We start from the raw sequence: 23,189 nt of genomic DNA on the forward strand, positions 1-23,189 counted from the left end.
ATCGGCATTAGATGGCTGTAAACTGTTCTTCTTCGGTCGATCCTTTCAAAGCGACTGTTGACGATTGGCCGCCGGAGATCACTTGGGCGACTTCGTCGAAATAGCCCGTGCCGACTTCGCGCTGATGGCGCGTCGCCGTGTATCCGTACTTCTCGGCGGCAAATTCCGCTTGCTGCAGCTCGGCGTACGCCGCCATGCCGCGTTCTTTGTAGCCGCGCGCCAGTTCGAACATGCTGTAATTGAGCGCATGGAAGCCAGCCAAAGTGACAAATTGGAACTTGTATCCCATTTTGCCGAGCTCTTGCTGGAATTTGGCGATCGTTTCGTCGTCCAATTTTTTCTTCCAGTTGAACGACGGCGAGCAGTTGTACGCCAGCAGCTTGCCTGGGAATTTTTCATGAATCGCTTCGGCAAACCGGCGCGCCTCATCCAAATTCGGCTCGCTCGTCTCACACCAAATGAGGTCGGCATACGGCGCATAGGCAAGCCCGCGGGCGATCGCTTGATCCAAACCGGCTCTTGTGCGATAGAAGCCTTCCGGTGTCCGTTCTCCAGTGATAAACTCTTGATCGCGCGGGTCGATGTCGCTTGTGATCAAGTCAGCAGCGTTCGCGTCGGTGCGTGCGATGAGCACCGTCGGAACCCCCATGACATCGGCGGCCAACCGCGCCGCAATCAAGTTGCGAATCGCCGTTTGCGTCGGCAAAAGCACTTTGCCGCCTAAATGGCCGCATTTTTTCTCCGATGACAGCTGGTCTTCAAAATGGACGCCAGCCGCTCCGGCTTCAATCATTGCCTTCATGAGCTCAAAGACGTTCAGTTGGCCGCCGAACCCCGCCTCAGCGTCAGCGACGATCGGCACAAAGTAGTCCACGTCCCCGCTGCCTTCTAAGTATTGAATTTGATCCGCGCGCTGCAACGCTTGATTGATTCGCTTGACGACATGCGGAACGCTGTTGGACGGATACAGGCTTTGGTCCGGATACATCTGTCCGGCGAGGTTGGCGTCGGCCGCCACTTGCCAGCCGCTTAAATAAATCGCCTTCAAGCCTGCTTTCACTTGCTGCACCGCCTGATTTCCGGTCAGCGCGCCAAGGGCCGCGACGTAATCCTCTGTATGAAGCAGCTTCCATAATTTTTCCGCCCCGCGTCGAGCGAGCGTATACTCGATGTCAAGCGAGCCGCGCAGTTTAATGACATCCTCAGCGCTGTACGGACGAACGATCCCTTTCCAGCGCTCCTCATTTTTCCAACTTTCTTCTAATTGCCGGACACGTTCAGCAAATGACGCCATTTTTCCTTCCCCCATCTCTCTTTGTTATATTACATTGTTTTTATTTACATTTTTATTATATAACAGAAAAACGAAAGTGCAAGCCTTTTTTTGAAACTTTTTTTAATCAGGAAAATAGTCGCATATTGTTCATAAACATCGCGATTTTTTCGCTAATTTTTTTTGATATGATCATATTGAGGAGTGATGAATGGTGAAAAAATGGTATACGTTAGCTGTCTCTCTTGTCATCATCGGCATCAGCGTCGGCATCCTGTACTTTGCTGTCTACCAGCCATCAACGATGCGGCTTCCAAATGATGTGACGATGGAAACAGCATGGGGAAAATCATACGAGTTTGGCGACCTTCCGCCGAAAGTGAGGCTTGTCGAGTTTATTTATACAAACTGTCCGGATGTTTGTCCGAATACGACAGCGCAAATGGCAAAACTGCGCGATCGCCTAAAACAAGCCGGGGTATTTGGAAGCAAGGTGGAATTCATCACGATCACGATCGACCCGGCGCGCGATACGAATGAAAAGCTGCAGACATATACCAATGCGTTTGGAGTCATGAGCGACGGACAAGGTTGGGTGTTTTTGCGCGGCAGTGAAGCGGACACGAAAAAAGTAGCGGACGCCTTCCACTTTCAATACCGCGACCCGGGCAACGGCATGATCGTACACACGACGCTCGCCTACTTGCTTGGCCGCAACGGTCGTGTCGTCAAACAAATCGGCATGGGGACATCTCGATTTCATGTCGATGAGGTATACGAGGCGATTATGGAGGAATTGTCATAACCATGCAGCAAGTTTGCATACCTGTCGCAAAAGGAAAAGAGGAAGCGATGTCCGCTTCCCTTTGTGAACTACCCACCACCTACGCTTCGCTTAGAGGTGGGGGCTTCAAGCGACTTGTGTGTGTTCGCTGAACGGTAAGCCACACACAAGAACCCTTTACGCTTCCCTTCGTTCCGAAGGTGTCCGTTCTAACCATATTCTATCCTATTCGTTGGCTAACGCCAACCGAAATTCATCTCCCACTTTCACTGGTGCTGGCGCACCTTCACGTTTAGAAGTAGGAGACTTCTTTCGGAGGGAAGTTAAACAAATAACGAATACAGGCTGAGCGCTGCAACCGCCGCAAGCACGACGATCATGACGTTGGCCCCAAGCCAAGCTGTGATGACGGCCGCCGCAAAACCGATGACACCGAACCAAAAATCATCTTGGATGAAAAAAACGTCAGGAATAATGAGCGCCCCGAGCACCGCATACGGCACATTTTTCAGCACTCCTTGCCAAAACGACGGCAGCTCGACGCCGCCGAGCAACACAAACGGCAACAGGCGCGGCAAATACGTCACGACCCCCATGCCGATGATCATCCATACGATTGTGCTATTCACCGCCGTTTCCCCCTTCCTTCGTCAGCCATTGAACGATGATGGCCGACAACAATGTAGCCAAAACGATCGACCAGCCTTTCGACAAGTGAAGAGCAAACGTGCCGATCGAGTTGAATAAAGCCGACAGCCCCGCCAGCCAGACGATTTTCCGCTGCTTTTTCAACGCTGGAACGAGCAGGCCGATAAACATGGCATACAAGGCAATGGACATACTTTCTTGCAAACTTTCCGGCAAACCGGCCCCAGCGGCATAACCAATGCCCGAGTTGACGACCCAACTGCCATACGCCATGGCAATGAGCCCAAACATATACGAGGCGTTGATCGTTCCTTCTTTCATCGCCGCCACCGAAAACGTTTCATCTGTAATGCCAAAGGCGTACAACGCTTTTTTCCAAAGCGCGTCCGGCTCAGCCTTTTCATTAAGGGACGCCGACATTAAAAAATGGCGAATGTTTAATATGAATGTCGTCAACACGATTTCAAACACCCCAGTGCCAGCGGTAAGCAGACTTAACGCGATATATTGCGAGGCGCCGGCGAAGACGACGATGCTCATGAGCACAGTCTCGGCGAACGTCAGTCCGGTTGTTTTGGCGAGCAGCCCAAACGCCAGCGCGATCGGCATATAGCCGATGGCGATCGCTACTCCTGCTTGCACCCCTTGGCGAAACGGCGCCATCTTGCCGGCTGCCCATGTCGTTTCCATCCATTTATCCCCTCCATTTGACTAGATTGATAACTTTATTGTCTAAAAATTCCTTTCGTTTCGCAACCCGAACGTCCATTCATTGTTTCCGCTCACGCCAAACACGAGACAAACGCAGAAAGAGGCCAATCTATGATATAATCAAACTGATTCATGATTGATGGCAACAGAAAAGGAGTGCACGTCCATGTCAGTGAAACCGTATGTATTAACCGACCGCGGCATTTTCCGTTATGAACAAGTCACGTACCCGATGGAAGAGCGCGGCTTGCAATTCGGTGATGGCGTCTACGAAGTCGTCCGCTTATATAACGGGATATACGTTTGGCTTCGCGAGCATCTTGACCGGCTGTACCGTTCAGCGGCCGCCATTCGCCTATCCGTTCCGTTTGGCTGCGAAGAGCTCATCGAACAGCTTGAGGAGCTTCGCCGCCTCAACGATGTGCAGGAAGATGCGATTTTGTATTTGCAAATGACGCGCGGCAGCTTCCCGCGCAACCATGCGTTTCCGGCGGAAAACCGGCCGAACTTGTACGCCTACATCCAGCCGATGGCGCGGAAAACCGAGGAAATGACACATGGGGTGCGCACGATTTTGACGAAAGATGTCCGCTGGGAATACTGTTACATTAAAAGCTTGAACTTATTGCCCAACGTATTGGCTAAACAAGAAGCGGTTGAGCGCGGAGCGTTTGAAGCGATTTTGCATCGCGACGGCGTCGTAACCGAAGGCAGCTCGTCAAACATTTTCCTTGTCAAAAATGAAACGGTGTACACCCATCCGGCCACCGCACGGATTTTAAACGGCATCGTCCGCACGAAAGTGAAACAGTTTTGCGCTGAGCTTGGCATTCCATTTGTCGAAGAAGCGTTTTCCACCAACGACCTTGCGGAGGCGGACGAACTGTTTTTAACGAGCACGACGTCAGCGATTATCCCGATTATTCAAGTCGACGAAACGGTGATCCGAAGCGGCGCGCCAGGGGCAGTGACGAAGGCGCTGCAAGCCTCCTACCGACAAGCGACGCAGCGAGAAACCCAAAATATCTGACCGGCCGGCCGAACAGAAGAGGTGTCCCCTAGCCAAAGAAGGACACCTCATTTCGTTTATGAGCTGAGCACGGCGCGGTCGCTCGCAAACTGGCTGCCGCGGATGCGTTGGAATGCCTCAAGCAGCCGCTCGACCGTCAGCTCCTCTTTCTCCTTTCCTTCTGCGGCAAAAATGATTTGCCCGCCATCCATCATGATCAACCGGTTGCCAAGGCGAATCGCCTGCTCCATGTTGTGCGTCACCATGAGCGTCGTCAGGCGGTGCTGCTCAACAATTTGCTTCGTCAACTCCGTGACCAACTCCGCCCGCACCGGATCAAGGGCGGCGGTATGTTCATCGAGCAACAGCACATCCGGTTTTGTAAACGTCGCCATCAACAAGGAAAGCGCCTGCCGCTCCCCGCCGGAAAGAAGTCCGACTTTGGCGGCGAGCCGGTCTTCAAGCCCTAAATGAAGCGTTCGCAGCGTTTCCCGAAACCACTCGCGCTTTTGCTTCGTGACGCCAAGACTTAACGTGCGCCGCTTCGTCCGGTTGTAGGCGAGCGCCAAATTTTCCTCAATCGTCATATGCGGGGCGGTGCCGGCCATCGGGTCTTGAAAGACGCGGCCGATGTAGCGGGCGCGCGCATGCTCCTTGAGCGCGGTTACATCGCAGCCGTTGATCCACACTTCGCCGGTATCAGGAGACAGCCGTCCGGAAATGATGTTCATGAGCGTAGACTTGCCGGCGCCGTTGCTGCCGATGACGGTGACGAAATCGCCGGGGGCAAGCGTCAGATCAATGCCGCGCAAAGCGATTTTCTCGTCAGCCGTTCCTTCGTTAAACACTTTTGTAATTCGTTTCAGCTCCAGCAACGGTTTCCCCCCTCTCCAACTGCCGCACCCTCCGCTTTTTCCGCTGCCGTTCTTTTTGCGCCGCCAACGTGTTGGGCACGACGAGCGCCAGCATGACAATGAGCGCGGTAATCAATTTCACATCGCCCGTCTCCAAAAACTCGACGCGCAAAGCGAGCGCCAAAATAAGACGGTAGACGATGGCGCCGCCGATGACCGCCCACGTCGCGCGTGCGACCGAACGGGCGCCAAACAACGCCTCCCCGATGATGACGGAAGCGAGCCCAATGACGATCATCCCGATTCCCATCCCGACGTCGCTGAATCCGCCATACTGGGCGACGAGCGCTCCGGAAAGCGCCACGAGCGCGTTCGACAGCCCAAGGCCAAACACGATCAACCAATCGGTGTTGGCGGAAAAGCTCGCCACCATCGGCTTGTTGTCTCCAGTTGCCCGCAGCGCGATTCCGACTTCCGTTTTCAACAGCCAATCGAGCAGCCATTTCACCACGAGCGCGACGACGGCCATCGAAACGAGCACCGCCCACGTCCGCGGCGCAAACCCGGTGAAAGAAAACAGCTTGTTGAGCGTCTCATCCAATCCGGATTGCCGCCAGGCGGCTGTGATTTTTGTGATGACCGTTTCCTGCTGCAACAGCGGAACGTTCGATTTGCCCATAATGCGCAAATTGACCGAATACAAAGCGATCATCATTAAAATGCCGGATAACAGTGGATTGATTTTCCCTTTCGTATGCAAAAGCCCAGTCAACACCCCGGCGGCAAAGCCGGCCAAAAGCGCCGCGGCTGAGGCGGCAAACGGATTGGCTCCATTGACAATCAGCACGGCGGCGACGGACGCGCCGGTGACGAAGCTGCCGTCAACCGTCAGATCGGGAAAATCCAAAATGCGAAACGATAAATAGACGCCGAGCGCCATCACGGCGTAAATCAAGCCGGCTTCGACGGAACTGAACATCGCTGTCCACACAACTTTTCACCTACCTTTTCGGAAACACACCAAAGGCGCATGTGACACGTTGAGTGCCAAAACGCACTTTTCCCTACTTTTTTGGCCCCCCTCCTTCATCGAAGGAGGGACGGCCGCTTATTCAATATATTCCGCAATGGAATCCCATTCCGGATTGAGCTTGATGCCCATTTCTTGCGCTGCTTTTTTGTTGATGACAAGCTTCAATTTTTGTGGATATTGCACCGGCAAATCGGCTGGCTTTTTGCCGTCTTGCAAAATTTGCGCCGCCATTTCCCCCGCTTCGTAGCCGATGTCATAATAGTCGAACCCGTACGCCGCAAAACCGCCGCGCTTGACGGAATCCAGTTCACCAACAAAAAGCGGAATGTCGTGTTCATTCGCCACCTGGATCACCGACTCGAGCGCCGAGACGACCGTGTTGTCGGTGATGATGTACAGACAATCGACTTTGCCGACGAGCGACTCGGTCGCCTGCTTCACCTCTGCTGATGTCGATACTGATGCAGGAACGATTTGCAAGTCCGTTCCTTGCATCGCCTTTTTCACCTGTTCGATTTGAGCGACTGAGTTTTGTTCGCCGGCGTTATATACCATGCCGACACGGTTGCCTTTGATATATTTGTCAATAAACTGCACCGTTTTCGGAATGGCCTCCGGGTGCGTATCGGTCGTTCCCGTCACATTGCCGCCCGGTTTTTCCATTGATTGGACAAGCTGTGCGCCGACTGGGTCAGTCACCGAAGTGAACACGATTGGAATGTCTTTTGTCGCATTGAGCGCCGCCTGCGCGCTTGGCGTTGAATTGGCAAAAATCAAGTCGACGCCGTCCGAAACAAAATTATTGGCGATCGTTTGGTTGTTGCTTTGGTCGCCTTGGGCGATTTGCACGTCATACTCAACGGACAGCCCTTTGTCTTTTAACGCCTGCTGGAATCCCTTGCGCGCCGCATCGAGCGATGGATGCTCGACAATTTGCGTCACGCCGATTTTGTACGTCTTTTCTTTCCCGCTCTTCCCGCCGCTTCCCTGGCTGCTTCCCGTCTCTTTCGCGCCGCCGCAGCCGCCAAGCAACAAAAAGCCGGCTGCACACACCGCGGCGAACCGCCGAATCGATTGGCCCATGATCCCATCCCCCTATGTAGAGAAGTTTAGTCCTTTTAAACTTTTATGTGTTAAATTATATAAATTTATCTACTTGTTTTCAATATACTATTCAAAAAAAAGAAAAGGTGCTGAAAATTCAGCACCATCAAGCATGGGAAGACGCGAGCCGCTCTTTTAACGCTCTTCGCAAAATTTTTCCTGTCGCATTTTTCGGCAGCTCGTCCAAAAAGTCAATCGCGCTCGGCACTTTATATTTTGCCAACCGCTCACGGCAGTAAGCAATGAGCTCTGCTTCCGTCAACTCCGGATTTTTCGCGACGACATACGCCCGCACCGCCTCTCCGTAATCCGGGTCCGGCACGCCGATCACCGCGGCTTCAACGACATCCGGATGGCTGTACAGCACTTCTTCGACTTCGCGTGGATACACGTTGTAGCCGCCGACGATAATCATCTCTTTCTTTCGGTCGACGATGTAGAAATAGCCGTCCTCGTCCATGCGCGCCAAATCACCGGTGTGCAGCCAGCCGTCGCGCAAGGCGGCCGAGGTCTCTTCAGGCATTTTGTAGTACCCTTTCATGACGTTCGGCCCGCGAACGACAAGCTCGCCAACTTCGCCGACAGGCACTTCTTCTCCATATTCGTTTACGACTTTATTTTCAACATTCTTAATGCTTGTTCCAATCGAGCCGGGTTTGCGCGGCCGGTCGAGAGGATTGAAGCAGGTGACAGGGGACGCCTCCGAAAGCCCATATCCTTCCGAAATGATGACGTTGAACTTTTTCTCAAAGTTTTCAAGCAAAGCGACCGGCATTGAAGCGCCTCCTGAGATGCAAAGGCGGAGCGTCCGCAAATCGTCCGCGCTTCCACCTTCGTACTGATAAAGGAAATTGTACATCGTCGGCACGCCGGCAAAAATCGTCGCTTTTTCCTCTCGGGCCAGCTGAAACAACTTTGCTGGGCTGAACTTTGGCATGATGAGCACCGTTCCGCCGTTCATCAGCGGGGCATTGAGCGCCACGGTCAAGCAAAAGACATGAAACATCGGCAACGCGGCGATGACGCGATCGTTTTCATTGATGCCTAAATAATCAGCCGTATCTTGCGCATTGCTGTATATGTTTTTATGAGTGAGCATCGCCCCTTTCGGCTTGCCGGTCGTCCCCGATGTGTACAAAATGACGGCGACATCGTCATCACCCAGTTCAGGTCCGGTAAAGTCCGGGCTGCCGTCCGCCAACACTTCTGCAAACGATTTCATCCCTTCCGACAGCGAAACACCTTTCTCCTTCCCTTCCGGCGTTTCACAAACGATCGCATGCTCGAGCAGCGGAAGCCGCTTCTTCGCCTCCACAAACAACGGAGCGAGCAAGTCGAGGCCGATCACCGCCTTGACGTCGCCGTTGTGCAAAATATAAGAAATTTCCTCGGGCGTGTAAATGGGATTGATCGGAATGACGGTCGCCCCAAGCCGCAACGCCCCGTACAAGCCGATGACAAACTGCGGCGAGTTGCCAAGCAACAAGGCGATATGGTCGCCTCGGCGAACGCCAAGCCGCGCCAACCCGTCGGCAAATCGGGAAATGGCTTCGTCCAATTGTTGATACGTGCACCGCTCTTTCATGAACACATACGCTTCCTTGTCCGGCAACTGCTTAGCGATTTGCGCCAACCGCGTCGTTACGTTCATATACGCTCCTCCCCCAAAATGAATGAATGACCATTCATTTTATAAGTAAAAAAATTCGAACTATATTTATTATAAAAAAAAGAACAGCAAAGGGCAAGGGAAAGCGTTTCCTTTGCTGTTCTCTCTTATTTTGGCCTATTGCGCCCATATTAGGCCGGTGTGGGCGAGGCGGATGACACCGCGGAACGTCCGGCCAGCCTCCTCAACCAGCTGCTCGTGCCGGCCAACGTGTGGCAAATGCGTCAACCATAATTCTCCGACACGTGCTCCCTCCGCGATGGCCGCCGCCTCCTCGCTCGTCATATGCCCAGCCGGCGCCGCGTTTTGCCCAGCGTAAAAGTTGCACTCGCAAATGAGCAAGTCGGCTCCTTTGGCAAACGGGAGAAACTCCGGTATATAGCTTGAATCGGCCGTATAAACAACCGTCTTGCCGCCGGCAGTAATGCGCATCGCGTAGCATGGCACCGGATGGACTGTTTTCATAAATGTGATCGAAAACGGCCCGACAGCCAGCGTCCCATTCGGGTCATAGGCAATTCCTTCCGTAATGCCGCTGTGCGTCAAGCGAGAAAACGCCGCCTCGTCTTCCACATGGCCGTAAATCGGCAAGACGGGAAGGTCAGCTCCCAAATTTTTATGAATGAGACGCGCGTATTGGAGCGGGCCGATGTCGGCGATATGGTCGTAATGATAATGGGAGATGATGACCGCATCTAAGTTTTCCACAGCCGTATAGTTTTGCAGCTTGGCAAGCGCCCCGCTGCCGCAATCAACGAGCAGGCAAAATCCATCATGCTCGAACAAATACGCCGATGTCGCTTCATTGGCGGCAGGGAATCCTCCCCAATAGCCGATGACCGTCACTTTCATTTTCGGTTCTCTCCTTCCATTCGTTTTGTCTTCATCATACACAACCGCGCCTATTTTTTCATCTTTGTTGATTTTTGTTTTAAAACACCTATTGACATTTTGTTGTGTGTTATAATACAATAAAATTACCAAGACAACGGAGGGGATCGGAATGTTGATGAAAGTGTTGGAATTTTTCAGAAACTTACCGCCAAAAAAATGTCTGCACTGCGGCAAAGAGATTGACGAGCAGCATGAATGCTACGGCAACACGTGCTCTGATTGCCTTGGCGCCGCTTACCGCCAATAGGTGAGCGGACGCTGCCCTTGCGTCACGTTCGCCGGCTGCCCCGCCGGCGTTTGGCTGTTCCCCAATGCAGCCTGCCTTTTCTCTTGACTGCCTCCAGCTAAGAGGCATTTTTTTTTGCCAATCTCAGGGGCGCCATCACACACAACGTTCTAATGGCGGCCCATCCGCAAAAAGCAATCCCTCGTCCTAGAAAATGGTTTTAATTCCATCTGTTGTTTGATTCCGATATTGGCCAATGCAAAAAGGCGTCCCAATCTTTTTAGGACACCTTCGAGACGGCATGGTTCAATCATCACGTTTGAGCCGCTGTTTCCGTCCATACCGCATAACGGCGGCGATACCGAAGGAGAAAATACACGAGCGTCGCCAAGGCAAAGACCGCGGCTGTCGCAAGCAATATCGCAGCTTCCTTCCACATGATCAAGAAATCGCCGCTTGAAATGACTGCTCGCAACCCACGGATCGCATGGGTCATCGGCAGCCACGGATGAAGCGACTGCAACGCACCCGGAACGAGTTCAATCGGATACGTGCCGGCACTTCCAACTAGCTGGGCAATCAATAGCAAAATGGCAAGAAACCGGCCTGGGTTGTCAAACACGGTGACAAGGAATTGAACAATCATCATAAACGTTATGCTGATGATCCAAGTGAACAAATGCCAAGCAAATTCGGGCGGAGCACGATGGCCCGCATCTCTTTTCGCAGCATATGGCGCTCCCTCCTTTGTACAGATGACCAAATTGTCCGCATGGTCAATTTCCAACAAAAAAAGAGGATCATCTATCTCGACAATCCTTGCAAAAAATAGAGCGTAAACAATTCAGCAATTTGTTCTTTTGTCAACGGTTCATGATCTTTTTCCCAATCGACGATCAAGGCGATGTACGTCTTGAGCATCAAAAATGCCGTAATTTCCGAATTGCACGGACGAATCTCCCCTTTTTCCACCGCCGCATCAATTTTTTGCCGAATGAACTCGACCATTGCCCGGTCCAGTTTGGCAAGCACTTCTTGCACCGCCGCCGTACCGATATTGCGCACTTCTTGAAGCAGCTTCGCCATCAGCTGATGGCGCTGGCGAAATTCCAAAATGCGGTACAAGGCGCGGTGGACGTTTTCGGAAAACGGCAGTGACGAGTCCATCGCCAGCTCCGCTTCCGCCTTGATTTCCATAATCAATCCGGAGACGATTTCATCAAGCAGTTCCTCTTTGCTTTTAAAAAACGTATAGATCGTCCCCTTGCCGACGTTGGCGAGCTTGGCGATCTGCTCCATCGTCGTCGCCTTGTAGCCAAAGGCAGCAAACGATTGGGCCGCCGCTTCGATGATTTGCCGTTTGCGGTCGCTTGCCATACTCCTCATCCTTCAAATTGACTAAATGAACAATTTGGTCAACCCGTATCCATTATACTATCAAACAACATGGATGTAAAGGGCCGTCGCATTGGGGACGGAATTTCTTCCTGCTCCCTCATCCTTTCCAAGCAAATGGGTAGAAGCGCCGTTGAAGCTTCTCCCACGTTCTTTTCACATCCCTTTTGCAGCGGAAACCACTTCCACGAGCCAAAAGAGACAAACAGCCATCCGCTTCTTTTCGCTTCAACCGGCTGGCGGCCGCACCGACGTCCAAATGTGAGCGGCGAACGGACCAGGGCGTTGGAAAACCGTCGATTAACGGACGCTGCTGTACAGATCGGACGTCTGTTGAACTGGCGCTTGCTGCAAATACAGAAGCACGTCACGCACCGCTTTTTCGCCTTGGTCAATGCAATCCGGCAATCCGAGCCCTTCGTATGAGCTGCCGGCCAAAAACACCCCCGGCAGCGCATCGCCCATCTGCCGTTTAATGTGCGCCAGCCGCTCGCGGTGCCCGACCGTGTATTGCGGCATGGCCCGCTTCCAGCGCGAGATGACGGCGAACTCCGGCTGGCCGGCAATATTCATCACTTTATTTAAATCATCCAATACAACGCGGACGATCTCATCATCAGGTTGGTCGACGATCTCCTCATCGCCCGGGCGCCCGACGTAGCAGCGCAAGAGCGCCTTGCCAGGCGGCGCGGTGTGCGGCCATTTTTTATGCGTCCATGTGCACGCTGTCATCGTGTAATCGCTGCGGCGCGAAACGACAAACCCGGTGCCGTCAATGTCTTGGCGGATCGCCTCCTCCGGAAATGCGAGCGCCACCGTCGCCACCGACGTCAGCGGCACTGAACGGAACGGGGCGAAAAACGGATAGTCAGCGAACATGTCGGGCACAACATGATGCGGCGTTGTCACGATGATGCCGTCTGCCCCCCACACCTCTCCTGTGCTCAGTTGCAGCCGATACGCCGAATCGGTGCGAACGATCCGCTCGACACGCACCCCTTTGATAACGCTGCCCGGCTCAAGCCGTTTTTCCACTTCATCAACGAGCGACTGCAAGCCCGTTTTTAACGTCTGGAACGCCCCTTTCCGCTCTTTTTGCTCTTTCGGCGTCGTTCGTCTCGCTCCACGGACAAGGCTTCCGTATTTTTGCTCAAGCTGAAAAAACTGTGGAAACGTCGCCATTAGGCTCATCTCATCAATGTCGCCGGCGTAAATGCCGGAAAGCAGCGGTTCAATGAGATTGTCCACCACCTCATCGCCGAGGCGGCGGCGGAAGAAGCGGCCAAGCGGCATATCACCATCGACTTTCACCGGCGGCAGCACAAAGTCAAGCGCCGCCCGCAGCTTGCCGGCCGGGGAAAACAGTCCGGTCGTTAAAAACGGGGCGATGCGCGTCGGAATGCCCATCACCGCTCCGCCCGGAATTGGATAGAGTTTGCCGTTGACCAAAATGTACGATGTTCCGGTCGCGTTATGAACGATCTCATGTTCAAGGCCGACTTCCTTCACAAGGCGAAACGCGCTCGTTTTCCGCGCCAAAAACGAGTCTGGACCGCGTTCAATGACAAAACCGTCGCGGACGACCGTCTGCACTTTTCCGCCGAGCCGGTGCGTCGCCTCGACAAGTTTGCATGCAAGTGGGAGGCGTTGCTCTCGAATCGCTTTTTGCAAGTAGTAAGCAGCCGTCAAGCCGGTAATGCCGCCGCCAATAATGACGACCGTCCGTTGCCCTTCATTCATGTCGATCGCCTTCTTCCGCCCACCGCTTTAACACAACCGACGCCAATGCATCAATAAACAATGGATTCGTGTTGGGCATCTCCGGTCGGTAATAGCGGGCGCCGATCTCTTCCGTCACCTGTTTGCACTCAATGTCGTTGTCATACAACACTTCCAAATGGTCGGCGACAAAACCGACCGGCGCGTAAACGAACGACGTATAGCCGCGCTCTTCGTAAAGCTGGCGCGTCAAGTCTTGCACGTCCGGCCCAAGCCATGGTTCCGGCGTCTGACCGGCGCTTTGCCAGCCGACGGCATAGTGGGCGACGCCGGCTTGATCAGCAATTCGTTTCGCTGTATCTTCGAGCTGCGTTGGATACGGGTCACCGGCTTGAATAATTTTTTCCGGCAAACTATGTGCGGATACGATCAGCACAGCTCGCTCCCGCTCACGTTCCGGCATGGCGGCAAAAATCGCCCGCACTTGTTCTGCCCAATATTGCAAAAACTTCGGCTCGTCATACCATTGATCAATCGTGTAAATGGTCGGTCCGCCGAGCTTTTTTGCTGCCGCTTTCGCCCGCTCATTGTACGAGCGAATGCTGAATGTGGAATAATGAGGGGCTAGGACGATCCCAACCGCTTCTTTGATGCCGTCATCATGCATGCGCTCGACGGCATCCTCAATGAACGGCTCAATGTGTTTGAGCCCTAAATACATGCGAAACTCGACTTCATCTTGCACTTCGTTCAGCCGCTCCTCGAGCCGTTTCGCCTGCTCTTCCGTAATTTTCGCAAGCGGCGACAACCCGCCGATCGCCCGGTAGCGCGCTTTTAAATCCTCGATTTGTTCTTGCGGCGGCTTGCGCCCATGGCGAATGTGCGTATAATACCGTTCAATATCATCTTCCCGGTACGGCGTTCCGTACGCCATCACGAGCAGCCCCGCTGTTTTTTTCACCATTGTGCCACCCTCTCGTTTAGTTCGTTGACGTATATTCGTGGATAAAAGCGGTCAGACGCTTCAGTGTCGCCGGCTGAACATCCGGAAAAATGCCGTGGCCTAAGTTGAAGATGTAGCCCGGCCGTTCCATCCCTTCGTCCAAAATGCGCTTCACCCGTTCTTCGATCACGTCCCACGGCGCAAGAAGCACCGCCGGATCCAAGTTGCCTTGAATCGCTTTCGCAATGCCTTGGCGGCGCGCTTCGCGAATCGACAGCCGCCAGTCAAGGCCGATGACATCAAGCGGCAAATCGTTCCACTCATGCACTAAGTGGCTGGCGCCGACGCCAAACATAATGAGCGGAGCCCCTTCTTCCCGCAAAGCGGCAAAAATGCGCGCCATCGCCGGCTTGATAAACGTCCGGTAATCGTCAGCACTAACGGCGCCAACCCAAGAATCAAAAATTTGCACAGCGCTTGCCCCTGCCCGAATTTGCGCCCGCACATAACGGATCGTCATCTCAGCGAGCTTGTCCATTAAGGCGAACCACGCTTTCGGTTCAGCATACATGAACGCTTTCGTCTTATGATAATTTTTTGACGGACCGCCTTCAATCATGTAGCTCGCCAACGTAAACGGCGCCCCGGCAAACCCGATGAGCGGCACATCCAACTGTTCGTTGACAAGGAGCCGAATCGTTTCAAACACATACGGCACATCATGTTCTGGATCAATCTCCCCAAGCCGCTCGACGTCTTGAAGCGAGCGAATCGGATTTGCGATCACCGGCCCGATGCCGCCCTGAATCTCGACGTTCACGCCAATGGCCGGCAGCGGTGTCATAATGTCTTTATATAAAATGGCGGCATCGACGCCATATTGCTCAACGGGAAGTCTGGTGACGTACGCGCAAAGCTCCGGTTGATGCGTAATTTCAAACAGCGAATATTTTTCTTTCAGCGCCCGATACTCCGGCTGCGACCGTCCGGCTTGCCGCATATACCAAACCGGCACGTACGATGTTTGTTCGCCGCGGCAGGCGCGCAAAAATGTATCATTGATCTGTCTAGCCATCTCCATCCGCCTTTCTTTCCTCACAATCCCGTCAATGGTTTCGCCTTTTCTTGCCTTCAAACATTGCCTATCTCCTTTTCACTATACAGCTTTCCGTACCCAATGTATAGAGAAGAAGGCGAACTGTCAAAAAATCGACCGATTTTTAAGTCCATGCCCATTATAGCAAAAAAGCTGCCCCGGCCGCACGGGACAGCTTTCTGTTCAGATGAGAAACATGGCGACAACGGTCGTAACCACCAAGCCGACAGCAACAGGAATGAGGTTGCGGCGCGCCAGCTCAAACGGGTCAACCCCGCAGATCGCTGCGGCTGGAATGAGCGCCCACGGAACGAGCGTGCCGCCGCCGACCCAAATGGCGGCGATTTGGCCGAGCGCCGTCAACGTTGCCGTTCCGCCGCCGATCGCTACAGAAAACAAATGAGCGATCGAACCGGCGAGCGAGATGCCGGAAAACCCGGAGCCGTCAAGACCAGTAATCGCCCCGACGATCGTGAGCGTAACCGCCCCCACCTCATTGTTCAGCGGCACCGCATGAGCCAAGGCAACCCCTAAATCGTTGACGATGCCTTGCGATGCCTGTGGCAAATAGTCGCCGATGATTTTCACAAACCCCGCATCGCCAAGATAGAAAAACGCGGCGATCGGAATAACAGGGCCGAACACTTTAAACCCGAACTGAAACCCTTCAATAAAGTAATTTGTCACTTCCGCAAAACTTTCTTGCCGATGGGCGAGAACGGAGATGAGAATCAAAATGAAAATCGCTGTCCCACCAACCAAGGCGGTCGCTTCCCCGCCTTGCAACCGCAAATAAAACATCGCGATGACATCAAGGGCGAACAAAATCGGAATCAACAGCGCAAGCCATTTTTTCGTTTGTCCCGTCAGTAAATGACTTGTTTTCTCCAGCGTCGAATCGACCGTTGCAGCCATTTCCTCCTCCCCGCTTGCCAGTCGCCCTCGCTTCATGTCACGGCGCAGCAAGTAAAACGCCGTGACCGTTGTGACGGCCCCCATTACAAAAACAAGCGGCACACTGGCAGCGATGACATCGCCGACCGGCAGCCCGGCGGCATCGGCCGTTAATTTCGGCGCCCCTTGGATGATAAAATCGCCGGAAAGCGCGATGCCATGCCCGAACAAGTTCATCGCCATCGCCACTCCCAACGCCGGCAAGCCCACTCGGACCGCTGTCGGCAACAGAACTGCCCCCATGAGAGCAACAGCCGGAGACGGCCAGAAAAACCAAGAAATGATCATCATCAAAATCCCGATCGTCCAATACGCCCAAGCCGGCGTACGGATGAAACGGACAAACGGCGAAACCATGACATCATTGATGCCGGTGGCCGACAACACTTTGCTCATCGCCACAATAATAGAGATGACTAAAATCGTCGGCAATAGCTCCGTAATCGCGTAAATAAAGCTGTTAAACACTCCGCTGACCGCCGCGCTCAACGAATGGGTAGCGACCGCCGCCAATAAAAAGATGCCGGCAATGCAAATGAGCGATGTATCTTTGCGGGCGACCATAAACCCAATAATGAGCACGATGAACAGCAAGTAAATCCAGTGCAGCGCTACAAGCTCTACACCCATGAATCATTCCCCTTTCTTCCCAACTTCCAGCCCGACCCGCTGGACATGCGCCCAGACCGGTGTACTACAGCATATGAAGCGGGAAAAAAGGTGTGAAAGCTTCGGCCGTCCATTGAAAATGAAAAACGCCGGCGCCAGCACAAACAGCACTAGCGTCCGGCTTTCTGCCCACGTTGCAGGCGCACGTACCGCCCTGCCATCCAAAGCCCCCATATGTTTCCGCCAAGCCAAGTGGCGAGCCAAAGAAGGCGCGGGGAAACAGCCAACAGTACGAGATGGAATACCGTATTTTGCCCAATCAGCAGAATGGAAAGCAACCGAACCGCCGCAGCATCCGGTTGCGCCTGCGGCAACGGGTACAGCCGCGGCCATAGCGAATAGCGATGATGGGAAGGCAGCGCGGCCAATTGAACAGCGGTCGCGTAAAGAAACAAAAATGCGATGGCCGCCCGCCCGTATTGGTGATCGATCACAGCCAACATGAAGCCTCCAATCGCAGTGAGACGGACATACAGACCAGCATACCCGCCGGCGCGCAAAAACGTGCGGGCATACAAATGAAAAAACACATGCCGCTTGTCGTACGGAATCAAAGCGAGCAGCGAATCAAGCCAGCGCCGCCGCTTTGCCGCCTCCCGCCATTCCGGAACGTCGGTAAACAAGTTGGCCAGCCGGTAAAACGCCGTGGCCGCTCGCTGTTCTTCCACGATGATCCGTTCCCATTTCCATGTTTTCCCTCTCGTCAACCGTGACAAACAGATGGACAGAACGGCCATCAAACCGACCAAAACGACAAAAAATGGCCATGGGGCCGCAACCAGCACCAAATAAACGAACACCGCCGCTAGGATGAAACGCGTAAATGCGCCAAAGCGATGAAAAGACGGATCGGCGATGTAGCTTCCTTGCCAACTGGCCCATAAGCTCCATCCTTTGAAGCAGAAAAGACCGAACAAAAAAAGCGGCCATGACACCGGGGAAAAGCGAGCATGCAGTGGACCCGCCAACAGCAAAAGCAAAGAAAGGCCGTACGCCTGCCATAACCATGAGACGAAAAACGCCCGCTGAATATACGGACCGAGCCGTTCTTCCGTCGGCAATAAAAACACCGTATCCGCCTCGCGGAACAAGGTGCGCACCGATCCAGCGGCCGCCGCCCAGCCGAACACGACCGCCGCAATAGCCGGATACGGAAACGAGTCAGGAAGCGCCGCCGCCCAGCGCTCGTACATCACCGCTATGCCGCCAAGCACAATGATCAAACCGACGAGCAAATGGTCGTTGAACATATAGCGCAAGTAGCGGATCCGTTTTCGCCATTCCAATTGGAAACGCTGCTTCCAAAGACGGCGGGCGTCAATCATGGCGCATCGTCCTTTGTCAATTCGACGTACAGTTCATCAAGCGACGCCCCCCGCAGCCCGAACTGGCGGCGAATGTCATCGAGCGTCCCTTTGGCCTTGACGCGGCCGTTGTGCAAAATAACGAATGAGTCGCAATACCGCTCTGCCGTCGCTAAAATGTGCGTCGACAGCAAAATGCCCGCCCCCTTCGCTTTCTGTTCATTCATTCGCTCAAGCAGGGCGTGAATGGCAAGCGGATCGAGGCCGAGAAACGGCTCATCGATGATATAAAGCGGCGGTTCAAGCAAAAAGGCGCATACAATCATGACTTTTTGCTTCATTCCTTTCGAAAAATGAGCCGGAAACGAGGAAAGCCGCCGCTCCAATCGAAACTCGCGAAGCAGCGGCGGAAGGCGGCGTTCATACTCTGCTTCGCTCAACCCGTACGCCATCGCTGCTAGACGCAAATGTTCCTCAAGCGTCAATTCTTCATACAACACCGGCGTTTCCGGGATATAAGCAAACTGCCTTCGATACGTTTCCGGCCCGTCCGCAAGCCGATAGCCGTTAATGGAAATCGCGCCGCGGCGCGGTTCCATCAAGCCGATAATATGTTTGATCGTCGTGCTTTTGCCGGCTCCGTTTAGGCCGATCAAGGCGACCATTTCGCCGCGGTCGACCACAAACGTCACGTCTTCAAGCACGTTTTGCGCCGTGTAGCCTCCGGATAGATCCTTCACTTCTAAAAGCGTCATCGTCCGCTCCCTTTCCGTTTTGGCCTTTGTCTCCATTGTACCAAACTATAGCCTCGCTTACCAAAAAAGATCACACCGTTCTTTTGCATAAACTCACTCAAGCCGGGCATGATAAATAGCGAAGAGGGGATGAGGAATCAAAAAGTTGATGAACGATCCATCCGAAATGGGGTGTTCGTCAAAGACACCGTTGTGAGCCGCAAAACGTTGTAAACGTTCCTAGGAAGCGACCATCGCATTCGTTGCTGGGAAGCAACGAGCCTGTCCAAAGGGGATGGTCACGTTGAACAAAGGAAGCGCTCACGCCGAACCAATTTTTGCTGCAAATGGGGTGTTCATCAAACGCACATTTGCTTGAATCATCCTCTCCCCTTTTCACCAACCGGGATGTAACCTGCGTTGCGGGATTACATCCCGGTTTTTTTATGGTAAAATGAAGAAAATAGGAAGGAAAGGGTGACCACAGTGAGCGATTGCATTTTTTGCAAAATCATTAACGGCGAATTGCCCTCGGCGAAAGTGTACGAAGACGACCATGTGCTCGCGTTTTTGGACATCAGCCAAGTGACAAAAGGGCATACGCTTGTCATCCCGAAAGTACATACGGAAAACATTTTCACCCTCACGTCGGAGGCGGCCGGCCAACTGTTTCGCGCAGTGCCGACGATTGCCAATGCACTCAGGCGAGCATTTTCCCCGGTCGGGCTCAACTTATTGAACAACAATGGCGAGCAAGCGGGGCAGACGGTGTTTCATTACCATCTTCACCTCATTCCACGCTACGGCAAAGGGGATGGGTTTGGCGCGGTCTGGAAGTCGCATGCAAGCGACTATACGCCCGCTGACCTGCAGGCGATCGCGGCCGCCATTCGCGAGCAGCTCGGCTGATCTCCCGTTGTTGAACAGCAGAAAGGTCAAGCCCACAAGTAAAAAAACGGAAGCAGGGATGTTCTGCTTCCGTTTTTTTACTGTTTTCCTTGCTGCTCGATCACATCTTGCAAATCTTTGTCTTTGATCTCAACACCGGCATCTTTCACCAATTTGTCCACTTTTGACTGCATCGTCGCAGGATCAAGCTTGTTCCGTTTGACTTCAAACGCAATTTCGTCTTTCATTTCGTTGAACGACTTTTTCTTTTCTTTGTCCGTCACTTTAATGATATGGTAGCCGTAATCCGTTTTCACCGGATCGCTCACTTCGCCGACTTTCAGCTTATAGGCGGCTTCTTCAAACTCCTTGACCATTTTCCCTGGGCCAAACCAGCCTAAATCGCCGCCGTTGGACGCCGAGCCTGGATCTTGGGAGTATTCTTTGGCCAACTTGGCGAAATCCTCGCCTTTATCAAGCTTCGCCTTTACTTCTTTTGCTGTTTTTTCATCTTTGACCAAAATATGGCTGGCACGAATTTTCGGCTTGTAGTTGTCATAATACTCCTTCAGCTCTTTCTCCGTCACTTTTATGTCTTCAACGGCCGCTTTCGTCCGCAACAAATCGAGCTTGACCATTTCGCGGATCACTTTTTCTCCGTTCTGCTGCACGGCCAAATCATATTGCGTTCCATACGCTTCCTTGATTCGTTCGATTTCGCGGTCGATCTCTTCATCGGTTACCTTGTATTTTTTGCTCAACACTTTTTCGTCAATCAAATCACGAAGGACGGATTTGCCGACGCGCTCTTTCATCTCATTATAAAATTCGTCTTTCGTAATATTGCCGTTTTTCGTTTCCACAATCGCTTCCGAACCGTCGTTGCTGCAGGCCGACAAAGCCATGAGCGAAACGACGGCAGCGGCCATCATCCATTTTTTCATTCGCTTCACAACTCCTACATCTTTTTTCGATTGAATGTTCCCACGCTTTCAAGCGGCGCAGATCGAATGGCGCCCAAGCGCGCCCAAGAAACAACATGCTCGCCTCTTCAGCCACGACAATAACTATACCATATTTCCAATGAAAAAAAAACCTCTTTCCGCTTTAGTCATCCGCCCATAACATGCACGCTTGCCATACATATGATGAGGATGAAGCGCTCGACAGGCTTCTTCTTGCCGAAAGGGGGTGTTACGATGAGCGCACCTTATTCCGGAGGCTTTGCGTTGATTGTTGTGCTGTTTATTTTGCTAATCATTGTCGGCTGCGCCTACGTCATCTACTAAACGAAAGAGGGTGCTCCCGCAAAAGGAGCACCCTTTTTTTGCCGCCTTCCTTGAAACGAAGGGAGAGGCAACGACAATGGAACTCGCTCCATCAAAAGAAAAACATAACAAACCCGTGGTGCTAGTTGAGCTTTAGCGCTCAACTAGCCCAAGTGTAACCAGGGAATAAGCTAACAATATACCGTCTAGTGCCACTTCAAATCCGATAATCGAATTGGCTCGGATCCCCGTGATGCGATAGTGGTCAACCAGAACCGAGAACACCGTCTCGATCACTTTGCGTTTTTGTTGGATCCACTGCTCCCATGTCTCAGACGCACGATGTTTCTGGTTTTTTCGAGACGGAGTCCAAAGCGCCATTTGGTATTCTTCGTACAGCCTTTTTTGCAAGTCACGGCTAATGAATCCTTTGTCCCCAAAGTTATACGGGTGGGGAATTTGGGTCATCACGCTTTCGGCTGCGATTCGATCGTGGCAAGATGCTTCCGTCACCACATACCCCATTGGCAGCCCTTGATCGGTCACTTGAAGGTGCAGCTTCAACCCGTAGTACCATTGCTTTTTGGAAGCGCAATACCCGATGTCGGCGATCTCTTGAAACCGTTTGACGCGATGCATTCTTGCCGTATGGCACAATGGGAGCGGCAAGCTGTCCACGACGGCATAGGCATGATGTTGGCCACGTTTTGCCAGCTCATGGCGGATCCATTTGATAGCGAAGCCAAGCGCCCGGCAGCGGCGGTTATACCGGGAACGTTCGAGAAACGAGCCGTTTGTGAACAAATTTCCCGTGACAAAACGATGCCACGCCCGTTCAGAAGTAAAACCGAGCAGCTTTCCTAAAAGATGAATGGCGATGATGACAGCGTCCTCTTGCTTGACCAAATGGCGATTTCGACGATGAAGATGCACCTGAATGCATGAAAGTTGAGCAGAAACAAAAACGAAAATGGCGGCATATTGCTTTTGAATCTTGGCCCGATCTGTAGTAAAATGAAAGTGCTCTTGCATAGGGATCCTCCTTTTTAATGGTTGGTTGCACTTTCATTTTAAGGGGATCCTCATGCAAGGGCTATTTTTATGCTTGTTTGAGTTTATCTAGCACCACGGGTATAACAATCCCCGCATCAACCGTCAGAGCAGGGAAAAGTCATGTAAACAACACTTCAAAGTAAGAAGAGATTAGTGAACTACCCCCACTTAATTTTCTAGCGAAAATTTGAAGTGGGGGCTTCCAAAGAAGTTTGACTGCTTCAAGCAATCCTTATTCTTTGAGGCGTGTCCACTTCGCCGCTAGAGCATAAGACACTCAGGTCTACAGCTTTACTTTTCTTTAAGATGTTTAATGCGCCATTGACATCAGCATTAATTAGTTTGCCAGACTTTGTTCGATACAAGCCGCGCTTAATACGTTTGCCGCTGAACTTATATTCTTTTGGATTGTCGGCATTATATTCAGGAATCTCATCGCCGTCAAAAAAGCTGGCTTGAGACGTATAGGATTCTTCCTGTTTCAAGAATTCAATGCCGTAAAATTCACAAAGATATTCTAGTTTTTCTTTTATGTTACCGAGAGGAATATTGACAAAGTTTTGATTTGTCTTTTTTCCTAGATTCATATTGCGTTGTAATGTTTCCGCATAGCCAATGACAAGTTTGCCAATTTGATTTTCAATACAGTAGTTAATGATGTAACGGCAAGTCTTGTTGATATAATCATTCACTTTATTATTGCGATTCATAGCAAGCAAAGCCTGTTTACGAGTGGTGCCTTTGATTTTTTGCTTATCTTTTATGCTTTGAAGTCTGGCATTTTCTTTGTTAAACCATTGATTTATACTTTTTAATCTCCGCCCATCAATGATAAATGATCTGCCGTCTGATGTGACACAAGTGGCAAGATTGTTTAATCCTAAATCAATTGCCAGTGCTTTTTGGTCGTTTAATTCTCTTTGATCTTCAGGCATTTCATATTTGTACTGAATCTCAAAGA

The 23,189-nt window shown here is 52.3% G+C and carries 24 protein-coding genes; 5 read left to right on the forward strand and 19 right to left on the reverse strand.

Annotation, left to right across the window (positions count from 1 at the left end; genetic code table 11):
* Positions 1 to 7: 7 nt before the first annotated feature.
* Positions 8 to 1,294, reverse strand: a complete 1,287-nt coding sequence (aceA, locus tag CD000_RS11880) for an isocitrate lyase (RefSeq protein WP_096226284.1) — start codon at positions 1,292 to 1,294, stop codon at positions 8 to 10.
* Positions 1,295 to 1,487: 193 nt separating this feature from the next.
* On the opposite strand from aceA, the gene CD000_RS11885 reads away from it, so the two are divergent.
* Positions 1,488 to 2,078, forward strand: coding sequence for an SCO family protein (locus tag CD000_RS11885; protein ID WP_369806566.1), 591 nt, complete (start codon positions 1,488 to 1,490; stop codon positions 2,076 to 2,078).
* A gap of 302 nt (positions 2,079 to 2,380) precedes the next feature.
* On the opposite strand, the gene CD000_RS11895 is transcribed toward CD000_RS11885, so the two are convergent.
* The gene (locus CD000_RS11895) at positions 2,381 to 2,686 is read right to left on the reverse strand and encodes an AzlD domain-containing protein (protein WP_011230177.1); all 306 of its coding nucleotides are present in this window, start codon (positions 2,684 to 2,686) and stop codon (positions 2,381 to 2,383) included.
* On the reverse strand, positions 2,679 to 3,395 hold the full coding sequence (locus CD000_RS11900) for an AzlC family ABC transporter permease (protein WP_014195014.1): 717 nt from the start codon (positions 3,393 to 3,395) through the stop codon (positions 2,679 to 2,681). Before CD000_RS11900 ends, CD000_RS11895 begins: the two co-directional genes overlap by 8 nt.
* Before the next feature lie 187 nt (positions 3,396 to 3,582).
* Between CD000_RS11900 and dat the strand changes: the two genes are divergently transcribed.
* On the forward strand, positions 3,583 to 4,446 hold the full coding sequence (dat, locus tag CD000_RS11905) for a D-amino-acid transaminase (protein ID WP_096225744.1): 864 nt from the start codon (positions 3,583 to 3,585) through the stop codon (positions 4,444 to 4,446).
* A gap of 56 nt (positions 4,447 to 4,502) precedes the next feature.
* On the opposite strand, the gene CD000_RS11910 is transcribed toward dat, so the two are convergent.
* The 5 genes from CD000_RS11910 to CD000_RS11930 all read right to left on the reverse strand — a co-directional run bounded on the left by CD000_RS11910 (position 4,503) and on the right by CD000_RS11930 (position 9,937).
* Positions 4,503 to 5,300 (reverse strand): ABC transporter ATP-binding protein, encoded by a 798-nt coding sequence (locus CD000_RS11910; protein WP_096225745.1) that lies wholly within the window; start codon positions 5,298 to 5,300, stop codon positions 4,503 to 4,505.
* A complete protein-coding gene (locus tag CD000_RS11915; RefSeq protein WP_096226285.1) occupies positions 5,266 to 6,258 on the reverse strand; it encodes an ABC transporter permease in 993 nt (330 codons plus the stop codon). Before CD000_RS11915 ends, CD000_RS11910 begins: the two co-directional genes overlap by 35 nt.
* Before the next feature lie 129 nt (positions 6,259 to 6,387).
* Positions 6,388 to 7,395, reverse strand: coding sequence for an ABC transporter substrate-binding protein (locus CD000_RS11920; protein ID WP_011230172.1), 1,008 nt, complete (start codon positions 7,393 to 7,395; stop codon positions 6,388 to 6,390).
* Between the two features lie 127 nt (positions 7,396 to 7,522).
* Positions 7,523 to 9,067, reverse strand: a complete 1,545-nt coding sequence (locus CD000_RS11925; protein ID WP_096225746.1) for a fatty acid--CoA ligase family protein — start codon at positions 9,065 to 9,067, stop codon at positions 7,523 to 7,525.
* 135 nt (positions 9,068 to 9,202) lie between these two features.
* Positions 9,203 to 9,937 (reverse strand): MBL fold metallo-hydrolase, encoded by a 735-nt coding sequence (locus CD000_RS11930; RefSeq protein WP_011230170.1) that lies wholly within the window; start codon positions 9,935 to 9,937, stop codon positions 9,203 to 9,205.
* Positions 9,938 to 10,088: 151 nt separating this feature from the next.
* Between CD000_RS11930 and yhfH the strand changes: the two genes are divergently transcribed.
* Positions 10,089 to 10,226 carry a protein YhfH gene (yhfH, locus tag CD000_RS11935; RefSeq protein ID WP_011230169.1) on the forward strand — a complete coding sequence of 46 codons (138 nt, stop codon included), beginning with the start codon at positions 10,089 to 10,091 and terminating at the stop codon, positions 10,224 to 10,226.
* A gap of 292 nt (positions 10,227 to 10,518) precedes the next feature.
* Here the strand turns inward: yhfH and CD000_RS11940 are convergent, their stop codons facing one another.
* From CD000_RS11940 to CD000_RS11975, 8 genes are all read right to left on the reverse strand, one after another.
* Positions 10,519 to 10,851 carry a YhgE/Pip family protein gene (locus CD000_RS11940; RefSeq protein ID WP_233130436.1) on the reverse strand — a complete coding sequence of 111 codons (333 nt, stop codon included), beginning with the start codon at positions 10,849 to 10,851 and terminating at the stop codon, positions 10,519 to 10,521.
* 158 nt (positions 10,852 to 11,009) lie between these two features.
* Entirely contained in the window at positions 11,010 to 11,582 is a 573-nt protein-coding gene (locus tag CD000_RS11945; protein ID WP_096225748.1) for a TetR/AcrR family transcriptional regulator, read from the reverse strand.
* 318 nt (positions 11,583 to 11,900) lie between these two features.
* Positions 11,901 to 13,340, reverse strand: a complete 1,440-nt coding sequence (gene hemY, locus CD000_RS11950) for a protoporphyrinogen oxidase (RefSeq protein WP_011230166.1) — start codon at positions 13,338 to 13,340, stop codon at positions 11,901 to 11,903.
* Positions 13,333 to 14,283 (reverse strand): ferrochelatase, encoded by a 951-nt coding sequence (gene hemH, locus CD000_RS11955; RefSeq protein ID WP_011230165.1) that lies wholly within the window; start codon positions 14,281 to 14,283, stop codon positions 13,333 to 13,335. Before hemH ends, hemY begins: the two co-directional genes overlap by 8 nt.
* Positions 14,284 to 14,299: 16 nt before the next feature.
* Complete coding sequence (hemE, locus tag CD000_RS11960; RefSeq protein WP_025038854.1) at positions 14,300 to 15,337, reverse strand: uroporphyrinogen decarboxylase; 1,038 nt, start codon at positions 15,335 to 15,337, stop codon at positions 14,300 to 14,302.
* A 204-nt stretch (positions 15,338 to 15,541) separates the two neighbouring features.
* A complete protein-coding gene (locus CD000_RS11965; protein WP_096225749.1) occupies positions 15,542 to 16,942 on the reverse strand; it encodes a hypothetical protein in 1,401 nt (466 codons plus the stop codon).
* A gap of 149 nt (positions 16,943 to 17,091) precedes the next feature.
* Complete coding sequence (locus tag CD000_RS11970) at positions 17,092 to 18,306, reverse strand: ABC transporter permease (RefSeq protein ID WP_096225750.1); 1,215 nt, start codon at positions 18,304 to 18,306, stop codon at positions 17,092 to 17,094.
* Positions 18,303 to 19,040: an ABC transporter ATP-binding protein gene (locus CD000_RS11975; RefSeq protein ID WP_011230161.1), complete on the reverse strand. Its 738-nt coding sequence runs from the start codon at positions 19,038 to 19,040 to the stop codon at positions 18,303 to 18,305. Before CD000_RS11975 ends, CD000_RS11970 begins: the two co-directional genes overlap by 4 nt.
* Before the next feature lie 465 nt (positions 19,041 to 19,505).
* Here CD000_RS11975 and CD000_RS11980 point away from each other — a divergent pair, with 465 nt between their 5' ends.
* Positions 19,506 to 19,928 (forward strand): HIT family protein, encoded by a 423-nt coding sequence (locus tag CD000_RS11980; RefSeq protein ID WP_096226286.1) that lies wholly within the window; start codon positions 19,506 to 19,508, stop codon positions 19,926 to 19,928.
* A gap of 77 nt (positions 19,929 to 20,005) precedes the next feature.
* On the opposite strand, the gene CD000_RS11985 is transcribed toward CD000_RS11980, so the two are convergent.
* The gene (locus CD000_RS11985) at positions 20,006 to 20,851 is read right to left on the reverse strand and encodes a peptidylprolyl isomerase (RefSeq protein ID WP_021322512.1); all 846 of its coding nucleotides are present in this window, start codon (positions 20,849 to 20,851) and stop codon (positions 20,006 to 20,008) included.
* Positions 20,852 to 21,106: 255 nt separating this feature from the next.
* On the opposite strand from CD000_RS11985, the gene CD000_RS11990 reads away from it, so the two are divergent.
* On the forward strand, positions 21,107 to 21,196 hold the full coding sequence (locus CD000_RS11990) for a YjcZ family sporulation protein (protein ID WP_143425242.1): 90 nt from the start codon (positions 21,107 to 21,109) through the stop codon (positions 21,194 to 21,196).
* A 132-nt stretch (positions 21,197 to 21,328) separates the two neighbouring features.
* Here CD000_RS11990 and CD000_RS11995 read toward each other — a convergent pair whose 3' ends face one another.
* Together CD000_RS11995 and CD000_RS12000 are read right to left on the reverse strand one after the other, a co-directional pair.
* Positions 21,329 to 22,207 carry an IS982 family transposase gene (locus CD000_RS11995; RefSeq protein ID WP_011230510.1) on the reverse strand — a complete coding sequence of 293 codons (879 nt, stop codon included), beginning with the start codon at positions 22,205 to 22,207 and terminating at the stop codon, positions 21,329 to 21,331.
* A 242-nt stretch (positions 22,208 to 22,449) separates the two neighbouring features.
* Positions 22,450 to 23,189: RNA-guided endonuclease TnpB family protein (locus CD000_RS12000; RefSeq protein WP_233130437.1), on the reverse strand; the 740-nt coding region annotated here is incomplete at its 5' end.

The organism is Geobacillus sp. FJAT-46040, assembly GCF_002335725.1.
Lineage (GTDB): Bacteria > Bacillota > Bacilli > Bacillales > Anoxybacillaceae > Geobacillus > Geobacillus thermoleovorans.